This is a genomic window from Kitasatospora sp. NPDC017646 (assembly GCF_044329365.1).
Taxonomy (GTDB): Bacteria; Actinomycetota; Actinomycetes; order Streptomycetales; family Streptomycetaceae; genus Kitasatospora.
Genome location: NZ_JBIRJC010000025.1, coordinates 44,359 through 58,421, shown reverse-complemented (window position 1 = coordinate 58,421; position 14,063 = coordinate 44,359). Strand labels below are relative to the sequence as shown.

At 73.3% G+C, this 14,063-nt stretch carries 14 protein-coding genes; 7 read left to right on the top strand and 7 right to left on the bottom strand.

The window, feature by feature from the left end:
• The first annotated feature begins 196 nt into the window (after positions 1-196).
• Positions 197-2,038 (top strand): phospholipase C, encoded by a 1,842-nt coding sequence (locus tag ACH4J0_RS30260; protein ID WP_396243824.1) that lies wholly within the window; start codon positions 197-199, stop codon positions 2,036-2,038.
• Between the two features lie 143 nt (positions 2,039-2,181).
• On the opposite strand, the gene ACH4J0_RS30255 is transcribed toward ACH4J0_RS30260, so the two are convergent.
• The gene (locus tag ACH4J0_RS30255) at positions 2,182-2,529 is read right to left on the bottom strand and encodes a hypothetical protein (protein ID WP_396243822.1); all 348 of its coding nucleotides are present in this window, start codon (positions 2,527-2,529) and stop codon (positions 2,182-2,184) included.
• A gap of 339 nt (positions 2,530-2,868) precedes the next feature.
• Between ACH4J0_RS30255 and ACH4J0_RS30250 the strand changes: the two genes are divergently transcribed.
• Positions 2,869-3,813: a TAXI family TRAP transporter solute-binding subunit gene (locus tag ACH4J0_RS30250; RefSeq protein ID WP_396243821.1), complete on the top strand. Its 945-nt coding sequence runs from the start codon at positions 2,869-2,871 to the stop codon at positions 3,811-3,813.
• A 166-nt stretch (positions 3,814-3,979) separates the two neighbouring features.
• On the top strand, positions 3,980-4,693 hold the full coding sequence (locus ACH4J0_RS30245) for a hypothetical protein (RefSeq protein ID WP_396243820.1): 714 nt from the start codon (positions 3,980-3,982) through the stop codon (positions 4,691-4,693).
• Between the two features lie 8 nt (positions 4,694-4,701).
• On the opposite strand, the gene ACH4J0_RS30240 is transcribed toward ACH4J0_RS30245, so the two are convergent.
• Genes ACH4J0_RS30240 through ACH4J0_RS30230 form a run of 3 tightly spaced genes read right to left on the bottom strand, consistent with a single transcriptional unit; the run spans position 4,702 to position 8,130 of the window.
• Positions 4,702-6,063: a sensor histidine kinase gene (locus tag ACH4J0_RS30240; RefSeq protein WP_396243819.1), complete on the bottom strand. Its 1,362-nt coding sequence runs from the start codon at positions 6,061-6,063 to the stop codon at positions 4,702-4,704.
• A complete protein-coding gene (locus tag ACH4J0_RS30235; protein ID WP_396243817.1) occupies positions 6,060-6,737 on the bottom strand; it encodes a response regulator transcription factor in 678 nt (225 codons plus the stop codon). The genes ACH4J0_RS30240 and ACH4J0_RS30235 overlap by 4 nt, the downstream gene beginning before the upstream one ends.
• Before the next feature lie 37 nt (positions 6,738-6,774).
• Positions 6,775-8,130, bottom strand: a complete 1,356-nt coding sequence (locus ACH4J0_RS30230) for an MFS transporter (protein WP_396243816.1) — start codon at positions 8,128-8,130, stop codon at positions 6,775-6,777.
• Positions 8,131-8,339: 209 nt separating this feature from the next.
• Here ACH4J0_RS30230 and ACH4J0_RS30225 point away from each other — a divergent pair, with 209 nt between their 5' ends.
• Positions 8,340-9,026, top strand: a complete 687-nt coding sequence (locus tag ACH4J0_RS30225) for a DedA family protein (protein WP_396243814.1) — start codon at positions 8,340-8,342, stop codon at positions 9,024-9,026.
• 66 nt (positions 9,027-9,092) lie between these two features.
• Here the strand turns inward: ACH4J0_RS30225 and ACH4J0_RS30220 are convergent, their stop codons facing one another.
• Both ACH4J0_RS30220 and ACH4J0_RS30215 read right to left on the bottom strand, forming a co-directional pair.
• Positions 9,093-10,079 carry an alpha/beta hydrolase gene (locus ACH4J0_RS30220; RefSeq protein ID WP_396243870.1) on the bottom strand — a complete coding sequence of 329 codons (987 nt, stop codon included), beginning with the start codon at positions 10,077-10,079 and terminating at the stop codon, positions 9,093-9,095.
• On the bottom strand, positions 10,040-10,417 hold the full coding sequence (locus ACH4J0_RS30215) for a hypothetical protein (RefSeq protein ID WP_396243813.1): 378 nt from the start codon (positions 10,415-10,417) through the stop codon (positions 10,040-10,042). Before ACH4J0_RS30215 ends, ACH4J0_RS30220 begins: the two co-directional genes overlap by 40 nt.
• Positions 10,418-10,780: 363 nt before the next feature.
• On the opposite strand from ACH4J0_RS30215, the gene ACH4J0_RS30210 reads away from it, so the two are divergent.
• From ACH4J0_RS30210 to ACH4J0_RS30200, 3 genes are all read left to right on the top strand, one after another.
• A complete protein-coding gene (locus ACH4J0_RS30210) occupies positions 10,781-11,452 on the top strand; it encodes a Tat pathway signal sequence domain protein (RefSeq protein WP_396243811.1) in 672 nt (223 codons plus the stop codon).
• 106 nt (positions 11,453-11,558) lie between these two features.
• Complete coding sequence (locus tag ACH4J0_RS30205) at positions 11,559-12,812, top strand: threonine/serine exporter family protein (protein ID WP_396243809.1); 1,254 nt, start codon at positions 11,559-11,561, stop codon at positions 12,810-12,812.
• 68 nt (positions 12,813-12,880) lie between these two features.
• Positions 12,881-13,273 (top strand): DUF302 domain-containing protein, encoded by a 393-nt coding sequence (locus ACH4J0_RS30200; protein WP_396243807.1) that lies wholly within the window; start codon positions 12,881-12,883, stop codon positions 13,271-13,273.
• 35 nt (positions 13,274-13,308) lie between these two features.
• Here ACH4J0_RS30200 and ACH4J0_RS30195 read toward each other — a convergent pair whose 3' ends face one another.
• Positions 13,309-13,449, bottom strand: coding sequence for a hypothetical protein (locus tag ACH4J0_RS30195; protein WP_396243804.1), 141 nt, complete (start codon positions 13,447-13,449; stop codon positions 13,309-13,311).
• Between the last annotated feature and the right edge of the window lie 614 nt (positions 13,450-14,063).

Genomic DNA, 14,063 nt, shown 5'->3' with positions numbered 1-14,063 from the left:
ACATTCACCGGACTTGTCTGCCTGGCAGAAGCCCTGACGCAGAGTTCCGTCCTTCGTCGGTTTACCGCCTGTTCACATGGACCCGTCAACCGTGTTCACCGCTACGCTCTAGCGTCGAGCCGCCGCGCCGCGAGAGCTACGCGCGTCACGGCCCCAACTTCTGACACACATGACGATGACGTCCGAGGAACCGACCATGCACGAAGTCCCCAGCCGCAACAGGTGGCTCCGCTACGGTGCCGGCCTGATCGGCGCGGCCTCGCTGGCCGCCTTCGGCGGTGCTCCCGCGGCCTTCGCGGCCGACGGTCCGCAGACCGCCACCCCGATCAAGCACCTGGTGGTGATATTCCAGGAGAACGTCTCCTTCGACCACTACTTCGGCACCTACCCGAACGCGGCCAACACCGCCGACGACAAGGTGAAGTTCACCGCCAAGCCCGACACCCCGAAGGTGGACGGCCTCAGCGACGACCTGCTGCACAAGAACCCCAACCGCAACAACCCGCAGCGGCTGGGCCCGGCGCAGGCGGTCACCTGCGACCAGGACCACACCTACAAGGACGAGCAGCTCGCCTTCGACGGCGGCAAGATGGACAAGTTCGTCGAGCACACCGACATCGAGAGCTGCAAGGCCCCGATGTACACCGCGCCCGGCCTGGTGATGGACTACTACGACGGCAACACCGTCACCGGCTACTGGAACTACGCCCAGCGCTTCGCGATGAGCGACAACTCCTTCGGGACCAACTACGGCCCCTCCACCCCGGGCGCGATCAACCTGGTCTCCGGCCAGCTGCACGGCGGCTACCCGGTCGACCCGAAGACCGGTCAGCAGACCACCGACGCCTACGTGATCGCCTCCCCGGACGCCAAGGGGATCGGCACCGTCATCAACGACCCCGACCCGGGCTACGACGACTGCTCCGACCCCAAGCACAACCACCTGGTCATGACCGGCAAGAACGTCGGCGACCTGCTCAACGAGAAGGGCGTCAGCTGGGGCTGGTTCCAGGGCGGCTTCAAGCCGACCGGCACCAAGGACGGCAAGGCCGCCTGCGAGGCCACCCACAAGAACGTCGTCGGTGCCTCGCAGACCGACTACAACCCGCACCACGAGCCGTTCCAGTACTACAAGTCCACCGCGAACCCGCAGCACCTCGCGCCGAAGACCGTGGACGAGATCGGCCACGACGGCCAGGCCAACCACCAGTACGACCTGACCGACTTCGACGCCGCCCTCCAGCACGGCAACCTGCCGGCCGTCAGCTACCTCAAGGCCGCCAACTACCAGGACGGCCACGCCGGTTACTCCGACCCGCTGGACGAGCAGCACTTCGTCGTCGACACCCTGAACAAGCTCCAGAAGTCCAAGGACTGGGCGTCCACCGCCGTCGTCATCGCCTACGACGACTCGGACGGCTGGTACGACCACAAGTTCGCCGAGCCCGTCAACGGCTCCCGCGACGCGGCCAACGACAGCCTTGGCGGCCCGGGCCAGTGCGGCAAGGACGCCGGCTGGGGCGGCTACGCCGACCGCTGCGGCTTCGGCCCGCGCCTGCCGCTGCTGGTCGCCTCGCCGTACGCCAAGGCCAACTTCGTCGACCACACCCAGACCGACCAGACCTCGATCCTGCGCTTCGTCGAGGACAACTGGAAGACCGGCCGGATCGGCGACTACTCCTTCGACGAGCACGCCGGTTCCATCGAGGGCATGTTCGACTTCAAGAACCCGCAGCCGGCCACCCTGATCCTCGACCCGGCCACCGGCCAGCCGGTCGGCGGCGACACCCCGAGCGGCCAGCCCACCGGCCAGCCCACCGGCGGCTCCTCCACCACCCCGGCCACCTCGGCCACCTCCACCGACGGCACCGGCAGCACCGCCGTCGCCGGGGCCACCAGCACCGTCTCCGGCCCGCCGCTGGCCGAGACCGGCGCCAACTCCAACACCGGCCCCATCGCGGCCGCGGCCGTCGCCCTGCTGGCGCTCGGCGGCGGCGCGGTCTTCCTCGCCCGCCGCAAGCGCGGCCGCCGCGCCTGACGCCGCAGCACCGCCACGACGACACCGCCGGGCCCTCGTCCCCGAGGACCCGGCGGTGTCCGCGTTCGCGAGGATTCCGAGAAGGAGGAGGCCCCTCCGCAACCGTGCGGCGGGGCCTCCTCGGCCTCATGTGCGGGCTCGGATCAGCCCGCTGACGCGCTCACCCCAACCGGCTCGCCGCCTCCGCGCTCACCATCGCCCTCCGTGGTTCGAGGGAGCGGATACTTGGCGTAGAGATCGGCCAGCAGTTGACGGCAGGCTTTCTCGACCGCGTCCCAGCCGTCAGTAGCATCAGCCCGGTCCTCGACGAACTCCTCGTCGTCCTCCTCGGGAAACGAGCCGGCCCGGTTGAGGTACGACGTGTTCGAGCTGACCAGTAGCCGTCCGAGTTGGTACTCCACCTCGCTGTCGACGTGACCGCTTGCCGGCATGTCACCCAGCGCGATCGCTTTGGTAGGCGCCGGGGACTCGTCATAGCTCCAACGCGGCATTGAGCCAGTCCCTTTATCGTCCCATGAGATCTCTCACCGAGAGCCCGTACAGGGCGCCGAACTCTCGGATCCCGTCAGTCGGCAGGCCACCAGCCGCAGCCATCGCCCGGCAGTGAGAGAGGCAGCTGTTCGTGATCTCATCGTACGGCGCTCCCGGCGGACTGCTGACCGCCTTGAACGCGCCCGCATGGCCGCCTCCGCATCGGGGATCGAGATGGTTATCGAGGACCGATGAGGCGTCTCTGGCTGGAAATAGTCGATCCTCACGCCCGACAACGCCTGACCCCGATCCCTAGAGAGACGGTCCGCAGCCGCGGCGGGCGGGCTACCCTTCCGGGCATGACCGCCAGCAGCCCGCGCCGCCGTTCCCTGCTGGGGGCGGCACTGATGGCGGCGGTCAGCGCGGGTTGCTCGGCCGGGGGCGGTCCGGTGGGCTCGCTGCGGCTGGCCACCGGGCCGGAGGGCGGACCGTACAACGCCTTCGGGCGCTCCTTCACCGAGGCCGTGAACGCGAGCGGGCGCCTCACCCTCACTCCGGTGAGCAGCGCGGCGAGCGTGGACAACCTCCAACAGCTCGCCGACGGCTCGGTGGACCTCGCCCTCACCACGGCGGACGTCGCGGAGGACGCGGTGCTGGGCCACGACACATTCGACCACCCGCTCGGCCTGACGGCGCTGGCCCGGGTGTACGTCAACTACCTGCACCTGCTGGCGCCCGCCGACGGCCCGGTGCGCGAACTCGCCGACCTGGCGGGGCGCCGGGTGGCGACCGGCGCGGTGGGCTCCGGGCTCCAGGTGACCGCCGGGCGGCTGCTGCGACAGGCGGCGATCGGCGTGCGGCAGCAGTCGCTCGGACTGACCGAGTCGCTGGCAGCGCTGCGCGGCGGCGCTCTGGACGCGGTGTTCTGGTCCGGCGGCGTGCCGACGCCCGCCGTGTCCGCGCTCACCCGGGAGCTGCCGCTGCGGTTCGTACCGCTGGACGCGGTCGCCGCGCAGCTGCGCGAGCGCTACGGCCCGGTCTACACGGCGGTCACCCTGCCCGCCGGCGCGTACGGCCTGGGCAGTCCGGTCGCCACCCTCGGCGTCGGCAACTACCTGACCGCCCGGCCGGGCGTGCCCGGGGACGCCGTCCGGCAGCTGCTCGGCATCCTCTTCGACCGGTGGGCCACCCTGCTGCGCTCCGTGACGGCGGGCGCCCGGTTGGAGCCCCGGTTCGCCGTCTCCACCGGGGCCGTCCCGCTCCATCCGGGGGCCGCGGCCTACTACCGCTCGGTGTACGGGTGACCGGGCCCGGTGGGGAGCGTGACGATCCGGTGACACGGAATGCGTCATTCCGTCGACTGCCCGGACTAACTTCGATCGTGCACGCCACGCCGTCGCCCACCGGCCCCCGTCCGGGCCGGCCGGGCAACGGACGTGCCCTCACCCGTACTTCGTGCAGGAGACCCGCATGCCCTTCTCGACGACCCGCCGCGCCCCCGCCGTCCGCACGCTGGCCGGCACCGTCCTGACCGCCGCCCTGCTGGTGTCCGCCACCACGGCCTGCAGCAGCTCGTCCGGCACGAACGCCTCCGCCGCGCCGACCGCCACCACCGCCGGCACCCCGACTGCCACCACCGGCGCCTCCACCACGGCCGGCGCCACCGCACCCGCTGCCGCCGCGCCGCCCGCCACCCCGGGCACCCACGGCACCACCGCCTCGGCCGCCCCGACCGCCGCGCGCCGCAGCACCCCGCCGGCGAGCACCGGCAAGGAGACCAAGAGCCAAACCCTGCCGGACGGCAGCAAGGTCGAGATCCAGCAGCTCGGCGACCAGCACTACGTCGCCAAGCTCGTCCACGACGGCCAGGTCCTCGGCACGGTCGAGGCGAACGGCCACGACGCCGGGCTCGACGCCAACGACATGTTCGTCGTGCTCGCGATGGACGGCACGGTCCACGCCTGGATGGGCGGCTCCCACCAGGGACCGGGCACCTTCAAGCTCGCGGGCGGCTGGACGGCCAAGGTCACCAAGGTCGGCGAACTCCACTACCGCGCCGACATCATCGGCAACGAAGACGCGGTGATGGGCACCATGGAGTCCGACCAGCACGACGACGGGCTCGACGCCAACGGCGTGTACATCGTGCTCGGCGCCGGCGGCGAGATCAGCGCCCACGAGTAGGGCCCTGACTACGGCAGCCGGAACTCCACGGTCAGTCCGTGCGGCAGCGCGCCCGTGACGGCGAGCGATCCGCCGCCGGCTCGCGCCAGTTCGTCGGCGATGGCCAGGCCCAGGCCGGTGCCGGGGATGTTCTGGTGCTCCAGCGCGCGGGCGAACCTCCTGACCAGCAGCGGCAGTTGGCCGACCGGGACGCCCGGGCCCGTGTCGGTGACCCGGACCACGGCTCCGCCCTCGGGCGGGGCGGCGGCCACCACCCGGACGCGCTCCCCCGCCGGGACGAACTTGCTCGCGTTGTCCAGCAGTGCGTCCAGGATCCGGCCGGTCGCGTCCGGCAGCCCGAGGGCCCGCAGTCCGGGCGCGACGTCCGCCGTCAGCGCCAGTCCGCCCGCCTCGAACACCGGCGCCCAGGCGGCCACCCGCTCGGTCACGGCCGTGGAGACGTCCTGCTCCTCGATCGGGGCGGTGGCCGCCTCCAGCCGGGCCAACGCCAGGAGGCCGTCGAGCAGTTCGCCCAGCCGGTCCGCCTCGTCCAGGGCCAGCGCGTGCGCCTGCCGCCCGGGGCCCGGCCCGAGATGCGGCTCGGCGTTCTCCAGTTGCAGCACCAGGGTGGCCAGCGGGTTGCGCAGCTGGTGGGAGGCGTCGGCGACGAAGTCCCGCTGGCGGCGCAGCGATTCGGCGACGGCCTGTGCCATGCCGTCGAAGTGCCTTCGCAGTCTCCGTAGTTCGGGCGGGCCGGCGTCGGGCGCGTCGCGCGGCTCGAAGCGTCCGCCCGCCACCGTGGCCACCGCGCGGTCGAGTTCGTGGACGGGCCGCAGCAGCCAACGGGCGATCCCGGCCGCGACCAGTGCGGCGGCGCCGAAGGCGGTGACGGCGCCGACGGCGATCAGCGCCCAGCGGACCAGTACGTCGTGGCGCGCGGCGCCGGTGGGGACGGTCAACAGGACGGCTCCGCCGACCCGTTCGTCCTGGCCGACCGGTTCGGCCAGCACCACGGTGTCCGGCCCCCAGGGGCGGACGGTGGGCAGTTCCTCGGTGGAGCGGCCGGTGAGGGCGCGGTCCTGGGCCTTCCGCGCGGCCGTGCCGCTCGGGGCGGGCCCGGCCCGGCCCACGGTGTGGCCGGCGGTGTCGACGACGGTCACGGCCGCGCCGTAGAGCTGCGCGTAGCGGGTGAGCTCGGCGTCGAGTTCGCGGCGGTCGGCGTCGGTGCGGATCCGGTCGGCGAGTTCGGCGAAGCGGACGCCGTCGGCCCGGCGCTGCAGCAGCAGGTGTTCGGTGCGGCCGCGGGCGTAGGAGTCGGCCAGCGGGAGGGCGAGCAGCAGCACGGCCGTGCCGATGAGCGCGGTGAGCACGGCCAGCAGGCGGCGCCTCACTGACCGTCCAGGGCGCCGAGCTGGTAGCCGTAGCCGCGGATGGTGCGGATCAGGCCGGCCCGGCCGGTCTTGGCGCGGATGCCGGCCACGTGCACGTCCAGCGAGCGCGAGGAGGCGAGGAAGGCGTCGCCCCAGATCCGGTCGAGGATCTCCTCGCGGGAGCGGACGTCACCGGGCTGGGCGGCGAGCAGGGCGAGGACGTCGAACTCGCGGCGGGTGAGCCGCACGGGCGTGCCGTCGACGGTCACCGTGCGAGCGGCCGGGTCGATCGTCACGTCGCCGGTGCGCACCCGCCGCTGCCCGCCGCCGGGTTCGGGGGCGGAGCCGGTGCGGCGGCGCACGGTGTCGATCCGGGCGATGAGTTCGGCCATCCGGAACGGCTTGACCACGTAGTCGTCGGCGCCGGCCCGCAGCCCCTGGAGGACGTCCCGCTCCTCGCTGCGCGCGGTCACCACGATCAGCGGCAGGCTGCACACGCTACGGAGCTTGCGCAGCAGGTCGAGGCCGTCCAGGTCGGGCAGTCCGAGGTCGAGCAGCACGAACTCGGCCTCGCGGGCGTGCCGCAGCGCCTCCGCGGCGCGGACCACCCGGCGCACTGTGTGGCCGCGCCGGGCGAGCGCGGTGGCGAGGGCCTGGGCCATGCGGTCGTCGTCCTCGACGAGGAGCATGTGCACGGACCCTCCTTCGACGTCCTCCCCACCTGTGAGGTGACTACCGTACGGCCTCGGCCGCGGCCGGCCCCGCCGGGGCCTCCTCCGGGCTGAGCACGGCGTGCCGGGTGTCCGGCATCAGCACGTAGGCGACCAGGGAGACCAGCGCGCAGCCGGAGACGTACCAGAAGAAGCCGGACTCGTGCCCGCTGTTCTTGAACCAGAGCGCGACGTACTCGGCGGTGCCGCCGAACAGTGCGTTGGCGAGGGCGTACGGGAGGGCGACGCCGAGGGCGCGGATGCGGGTGGGGAAGAGTTCGGCCTTCACTGCCGCGTTGATCGAGGTGTAGCCGGTGACGATGACCAGCGCGACCAGCGAGATTCCCAGCGCGGACCAGTAGCCGGAGGCCGAGCCGAGCGCGGTCATCAGCGGGTAGGTGCCGACGGTGCAGCCGAGCGCGAAGGTGATCAGCAGCGGTCGGCGGCCGATCCGGTCGGAGAGCAGGCCGGCCAGGGGCTGGATCGCGGCGAACACGGCGAGCGCGGTGAAGCTGACCAGGGTGGCGGTGTTCTTGGCGAGCCCGGCGCTCCCGATCAGGTACTTGGTCAGGTAGGTGGTGTACGTGTAGTAGGCGACGGTGCCGCCGAGGGTGAGGGCCATCACCAGGACGGCCTGGCGCCGGTGCTCCCACAGGCTGCGCAGGGTGCCCCGGGCGCCGTCCTGCTCCCGGCCGCCGGCCTCGGCGGTGAACGCCTCGGTCTCCGGCAGCCGTCGGCGCAGCCACAGCACCACTCCGGCGAACACTGCACCGAGCAGGAACGGCACCCGCCAGCCCCAGGAGTGCAGTTGGGCGTTGCTCAGGGTGTGCTGCATGACGATGAGGATGCCGAGGCCGAGGAGCTGGCCGCAGGTCATCGACACGTACTGGAAGGAGGAGCCGAGGCCGCGCCGGTTCGGCGCGGAGGCCTCGGTCAGGTAGGTGGCGCTGGCCGCGTACTCGCCGCCGATGCTCATCCCCTGGAGCAGCCGGGCGAGCAGCAGCACGACGGCGCCGAGGTAGCCTGCCCGGGCGTAGGTCGGGGCGGCGGCGATCAGCACGGCGGCCGCGGACATCATGGTGACGGTCAGGGTGAGGGCGCTCTTGCGGCCGTGCCGGTCGGCGGCCCGGCCGAGCAGCCAGCCGCCGACCGGGCGCATCAGGAAGCCGACCGCGAAGATGCCGGCGGTGTTCATCAGCTTCGCGGTGGAGTTGCTGCCGGGGAAGAAGTCGTCGGCGAAGTAGACGGCGAAGCTGGCGTAGACGAACCAGTCGTACCACTCCACCAGGTTGCCCAGTGACCCGCCGATCAGGGCGAGCCGCCGCCGGGCGCGCTCCTCGCCGGGCGGCTGCGGACGGACGGCGGCGGACGGGCACATGGCGGCTCCCGGGAACTGGTGCGGTGGGTGGGTGCCCAGAGCGTGCCGCCGACCGCCGCGCTGCGGCAAGGACCGCCGCGCAGATCTAACGTTCCGCTAAGGAAGCCGGGCCACGGACCGTCCTCTCCCTCCCCGCTCATCGGGGCTGGCACGGCGGCAAGCGTTACATTGGGGCGGGAAGGGGCCCGATCACCGACGAGGTGTGGCCGATGCACTCGATCACCGACTGGCTGCGCGACCTGTCCGGCCCGGTCGTGTACGCGGTCGTCGGCGGCATGGTCCTCGCCGAGGACGCCCTGTTCTTCAGCTTCTTCGTCCCCGGCGAGAGCGCCGCCGTCCTCGGCGGCTTCCTCGCCCACCAGGGCAGTGTCTCCCTCGGCTGGATGGTCCTGGTCGTGGTCTGCGCGGCCGTTCTCGGGGACTCCGCCGGCTACGAGATCGGCCGTCACCTCGGCCCGCCGATCCTGCGCACCCGCCCGTTGCGGCGCCATGCGAAGCAGGTCGACTCGGTGCAGGACCTGATCCGCCGGCGCGGGCCGGCCGCCGTCTTCGTCGGCCGTTTCATCGCCTTCGTCCGCCCGCTGGTTCCCTCGCTGGCCGGGATGTCCCGCATGTCGTACTGCCGGTTCCTGTTCTTCAACGCCCTCGGCGGGCTCGCCTGGGGCGTCGGCTTCACCCTTCTGGGCTACTTCGCCGGAGCCGCCTACACCAGGGTGGAGGGCACCGTCGGCCGGGTCACCGCCATCGTGATCGGCGTGATCATCGCCGTCGCCCTCCTGGTCTGGTACCTGCGGCGGCACCACCCGCGCGGCCGTGACCAGTCCGACGAGCCGACCAACGAGCCCTCCGACGAGCCCTCCGAGCGGTCCGACGACCGCGGCGGACGGGAGCCCTGATCAGGGCGGCCCCGACCGGCGACGGGGTCCCGCCCCCGGATCGGGTGCCGCCCTGGTCACCGACCGCTACTGGAACGGCCGCTGGTCCGGTTCGCAGACCCGGCCGCGCGGCGGCAGTTCGCCGTCCACCAGGTACCGCTCCTCGTAGCCGCCCGCGCAGCCGCTCGGGTTGCCGAGCACGGTGTGTCCCTCGCCGTCGACGGTCAGCAGCCGCCCGCGGGCGAGTGTGTCCGCCAGGGCGCGGGAGCCCTCGTAGGGCCAGACCGGGTCGCCGGTGTTGGCGACGACGAGGACGGGCGCGGCGGTGCGCCGGTCCCACGGCCCGTCGTAGCGGTCCCGTGCGGCCTCGGCGGGCCAGCCGGCGCAGCGCTGGGTCTGCCAGACCCAGTACGGGCCGAGGTCACCGGAGCGTGACCGCGCGAGGTCGGCGAGCGCCGGGTAGTCCGCGCCCGCGGGCGGGTTGGCGGTGTCGGCGCACAGCACGCCGAGGACCTGCGTCTGGCCGGGCGCCGCGCCGGTCGGCAGCGGAGCCGCCGGGGTGTCGGGGGCGGTCCACAGGCTCTGCAGTTGCCGGCCCAGTCCGGCCCAGCCGGTGGTGCCGAACTGCGGCAGCGGCTGGGCCGCGTACAGCAGTCGCGCGACGGCGGAGACGGCGGTCGCCCGGTCGTGGGTGACGGGCTGCGGCCCGGTGCCGACGGTGATCGGCCCGCGGTCCAGACGGTTCATCAGTTCGGTGAACTTGGCCCGGGTCGCCTCCGGACTGCCCGCCGAGAAGGCGCAATTCGCCGGGGCGGCGGCACCGCAGCGGTCGAGGAAGGTGTCGAGGGCGCGGGCCGAACCGAGGTCGTTGCCGGTGCGCAGGAAGGGCGGCAGCGCGCCGTCCTGCGGGGTGCGGCCGGTGGACCAGGCGACCGGGTCGGCGGCGCTGTCCAGGACCATGGCGCGCACCCTGCCCGGGAAGAGGTTGGCGTAGGTGGCGCCGAGGTACGCCCCGTACGACGTGGCGAGGTAGCTCAGCCCGCGGTCGCCGACCGCCTGGCGCAGCAGGTCCAGGTCGCGGGCGACGTCAGCGGTGGACAGGTGGGCGAGCAGGCCGGTCCGGTCGTTCTCGGCGCACTGGCGGCCCAGTCGCCGATCCGGTGCGCCCGGTCGTCGGCGGGGCGGCGGATGAGCGCCAGCTCGACGGAACGGCCGTGCGGGTCACGGTAGTCCAGCGGCACCCGGGCCGTGTCGCACTGGAAGCCGGGGGTGCAGGGCTTCGTCCAGGTCAACTTCGGCACCGGCGGGGCGGACGCGGCGGCCGAGGCCGCGGCCGGGGTGAGGCCGGCCAGCAGCAGGCCGGCAGCCGCGGCAGCGGCGCGGAGGGTGGTGGTGAGGCGGGGTCGGGGCACGGGCACTCTCTCGTCGGTCGCAGGGGTCGGATGGATCGCAGGGAGCACCGCGGTCGCGTGGCTCTGCGGAATCCCAGAAGTCATCTGATCGGGTGTCACGGAGTCTTCCGCCCGCCACTGTCAGGACGCCGTCAGCTCGCCCTCGAGCCGCTGTCAGGCGCCGGTGCGCGCCACCGACCCGGTGATCGGGAACGCCGCCCCCTGCGCCGAACTGTTGTTGACGAAAAGTCAGCAACTTGCCCGCGGCGCCTTGACGGCGGACTGACACAGCCCTAGAACGTAGTCAGCGCCCCCGGTCCCCCAACCTCCCGGGAGCAGCGAAAGGTCGTCTTCTCGCCCCCTCATCGAGGAAGAGGCTTTCCCATGCGCGCACTCCCCCGCTGGACCGTTCCGGCCGCCCTCGCGGCCCTCGCCCTGGCCGCGGCGGCCCCCGCCTCCGCACTCCCGACCGATGCCGTCGGGTCCGTGTTGACCGCCGGCGGCGCCGCCGTCGCGGCGGGCGACGCCCTCGCCGCACCGCTCGCCGCGGGCACCAGCGCCACCTTCTACTCGACCGCAACCAGCACCACCGGCGTCACCTGCGCCACCTCCCAGCTCTCCGCCACCGTGCTGACCAACCCGGCCGCTCCCGGCGTCGCGACCGAATCCCTGACCGGGCTCACCTTCGACTCCTGCACCGCCAACGTCACGGGCGTCACCTCGGTGGAGAGCCTCACCGTCGACACGCTGCCCTACGGCGTCTCGGTCGACGACGGCACCGGCCTGCCGGTCACCCTCACCGGCGGCAGCGCCGGCCCGATCCAGGCCACCGCCGTCCTCGACAGCTGGTTCGGCACCATCACCTGCACCTACCAGCTCAGCGGCGCCTTCACCGGCTCCGCCGACAACGGCGCCAACGGTCTGACCTTCACCAACGAGCACTTCGCCAGGAGCGGCGGCTCCGGCCTCTGCCCCGCCGACGGCTACTTCTCGGCCGGCTACGGCCCGCTCACCGACACCAGCCGGTCCGGCGCTCCGGCAGTCTCGGTGAACTGACCGGCGCCCCGCACCGCTCTGCCCGGGTCGGGTCGATCCGGACCGGGCAAACAATCAGACCGGGGCAGAGACGGACCGATCCGGGCGGGATGGGACGATACCTGCCATGTCTAGCAAGTCTCCATCGGTCCGGGGTGACGAAGCCCCACCGGACCCGCTCCGCCGCCTGCTGCTCGAACTGGGCGAAGCCCTGCTGGGCGGTGGCCTCCCCGTCCATGACGTCGAGGAGGAGCTCCGCGGGCTGGGACGGGCGTTGGGGGCTCCCGACGTACGGGTCGCCGCACTCACCAACGGGCTGTTCGTCACCCTCGACCCGGCGGACGCCACCACGTTCCGGCCGGTCGACGCGGCGCTGCGGTTCGAGCAGACCGCCGACGTCCTCCACCTGGTGCACCGGCTGCGCGCCGGCGCGCTGGACGGGCCCCGGGCCCTGGCCGAACTGGACGCCATCCGCCGGGCACCGGCCCGCTGGCCCGCGTGGGTAGCCGACCTGGGAGCGCTGCCGGTCGGCGTGGGCGTCTGCCTGTTCCTCCAGCCCGGGACGGCGAACGTGCTGGCCGCCGGGGCCGGCTCGCTCATCGTGGCGGGACTGACCACGCTGGCGCGCCGACTGCCGCGACTGCGCCCGCTGTTGCCCGTCACCGCCGGGTTCCTGGTGGCACTGCTCGTGCTGTCGCTCACCCGGGCCGGTCTGCTGGACGGGCCGCTGCGCACCATCGTGGCCACCCTGGCGATCCTGCTGCCCGGCGGACTGCTGGTCACCGGGCTGTCGGAGGTCGCCGCGGGCTCAGCCAGCGCCGGGACGGCCCGGCTGGTCTCCGGCTCGGTGCAGCTCGCGCTGTTCCTGGCCGGGGTGGCCGCGGCCACCACCGCGATCGGCATGCCGGCCAGCGCGCTGGCCAACGTCCAGGTGGCCAAGCCGAGTTGGTGGGTGATCGGGATCGGACTCGCGATCGCCGTCGCCGGCGTCGTGGTCAACGTCAACACCCCGCCCCCGGCCATCCCGTGGATCGTCGCGGTGATCGCGGTCAGCGTCACCGTGCAGGTCGTGGTCGGACAGGTCCACGGCGCGGCGATCGGCGGCCTGGCCGGCGCCGTCAGCGCCGCGGTCGCGGCCACCGTCGTGCACTGGTTCCCGGGCGGTCCGCTCTGGCAGGTGCTCTACCTCCCTGCGTTCTGGATCGTGGTCCCGGGCTCCTTCGGACTGCTCAACACCGCACAGATCGAGGTCGGCAACGGGGCCCAGTCGGTGTTGGCCGCCGTGTCGGCGGTGTTCGGGGTGTCGATCGGCACCCTGATCGGCTCGGTGGTCAGCCGGATCCCGCGTCCCACCCTGCCCGTGCCGCAGCTGCCGGCCTGACCGGCGGCGTCCGGAGGGCGCCGGTCACCGGCGCCCCCGATACTGAGCGGGATCCCGAGGAGGAAATCGTGGACTACGGACTCGGCGTCCGGCTCGACCGGCCGTTCCAGCAGGTGGTGGCCGACGTCACCGCCGCGCTGAAGGAGCAGGGCTTCGGCGTGCTGACCACCATCGACGTGCGGGCGACCCTGCACGAGAAGCTCGGCGAGGAGCTGGAGGACTACCTGATCCTCGGCGCCTGCAACCCGGCCCTCGCCCACCGCGCACTCCAGGCCGACCGCCGGATCGGCCTGCTGCTGCCCTGCAACGTGGTGGTCCGCAGGGACGACGGGGCCACCGTGGTCGAGGCCGTCGACCCGCAGACGCTGGTCACCCTGGCGGGATCCGGCGGCGGCCTGGCCGAGGTCGCCGACGAGGCGGCCCGGCGGCTGTCCACGGCCCTCGCCTCCCTCTCCGCCTGACGGCTGCCCCCGGACAGGCCGTACCCGCCGAACGGCTACGGCTCAGCCGGAGGCCGTACCGCACTGCGCCGGACGGCCAGCAGGGCGGTGTCGTCCGTCCGGCGCCCGCCGGTGTGCCGGACGACGGCGGCGGCGACGGTCTCCACCAGGCGCTCGGGCGTGGTGGCGCCGGGCACGCCCACCAGCTCCTCCAGTCCGCCGCCAGGTAGCGGGCCGCCGAGTCGACCCCGCCCCACCCGGGCGGCACCGGGCGCAGCACCACCTGCCGGGTGGTGCTGCGCCCTGCAGACGGCGCACGTAGGCGGCGGCCTGCGCCCGGAACACGCTCAGCGGCAGGGCGAGGAGGCAGCCGGCGAGCACCAGGAGGAAGTCCTCGACCCCCTGGGACTTCGCCCAGATGCTGTCCAGCGCGGGGTAGACGACGACCTCGAGGCAGCAGAACACCACGGTGGCCGGCGGACCGCAGAGCCCGGCGGCGACCACCGGCACCAGGGCCAGCCAGCTGACGGACGCGAACGAGCTGGGCGTGAGCGCGTCCACAACCACCACCACCGCCACCAGCAGCACCGCGGGGATCAGCCAGGAGCGGTGCCCGTACCGCACCAGCACCGGCAGACCGCCCCAGGCCCCGACGGCGGCTGCGGCAGCTGGTTCACGTCCGCGGAACGCACCCGCACGCCGCCCCTCCGCTCCTCCGGTGTTCCGCCGACGTCCGCCCGGCCCGCCGCGCCGTGGGGCGGGGCCGTCCCGCCAACGTTAGGCGGCCGGGCCGACCGGGGCAGCCGGACCG

What these genes read in the sequence shown, in the direction of transcription:
- ACH4J0_RS30205 (WP_396243809.1), top strand. Translation starts at nt 11,559, where the DNA reads ATGTCTAGCAAGTCTCCATCGGTCCGGGGTGACGAAGCCCCACCGGAC.
- ACH4J0_RS30260 (WP_396243824.1), top strand. Translation starts at nt 197, where the DNA reads ATGCACGAAGTCCCCAGCCGCAACAGGTGGCTCCGCTACGGTGCCGGC.
- ACH4J0_RS30255 (WP_396243822.1), bottom strand. Translation starts at nt 2,529, where the DNA reads ATGCCGCGTTGGAGCTATGACGAGTCCCCGGCGCCTACCAAAGCGATC.
- ACH4J0_RS30225 (WP_396243814.1), top strand. Translation starts at nt 8,340, where the DNA reads ATGCACTCGATCACCGACTGGCTGCGCGACCTGTCCGGCCCGGTCGTG.
- ACH4J0_RS30230 (WP_396243816.1), bottom strand. Translation starts at nt 8,130, where the DNA reads ATGTGCCCGTCCGCCGCCGTCCGTCCGCAGCCGCCCGGCGAGGAGCGC.
- ACH4J0_RS30250 (WP_396243821.1), top strand. Translation starts at nt 2,869, where the DNA reads ATGACCGCCAGCAGCCCGCGCCGCCGTTCCCTGCTGGGGGCGGCACTG.
- ACH4J0_RS30210 (WP_396243811.1), top strand. Translation starts at nt 10,781, where the DNA reads ATGCGCGCACTCCCCCGCTGGACCGTTCCGGCCGCCCTCGCGGCCCTC.
- ACH4J0_RS30245 (WP_396243820.1), top strand. Translation starts at nt 3,980, where the DNA reads ATGCCCTTCTCGACGACCCGCCGCGCCCCCGCCGTCCGCACGCTGGCC.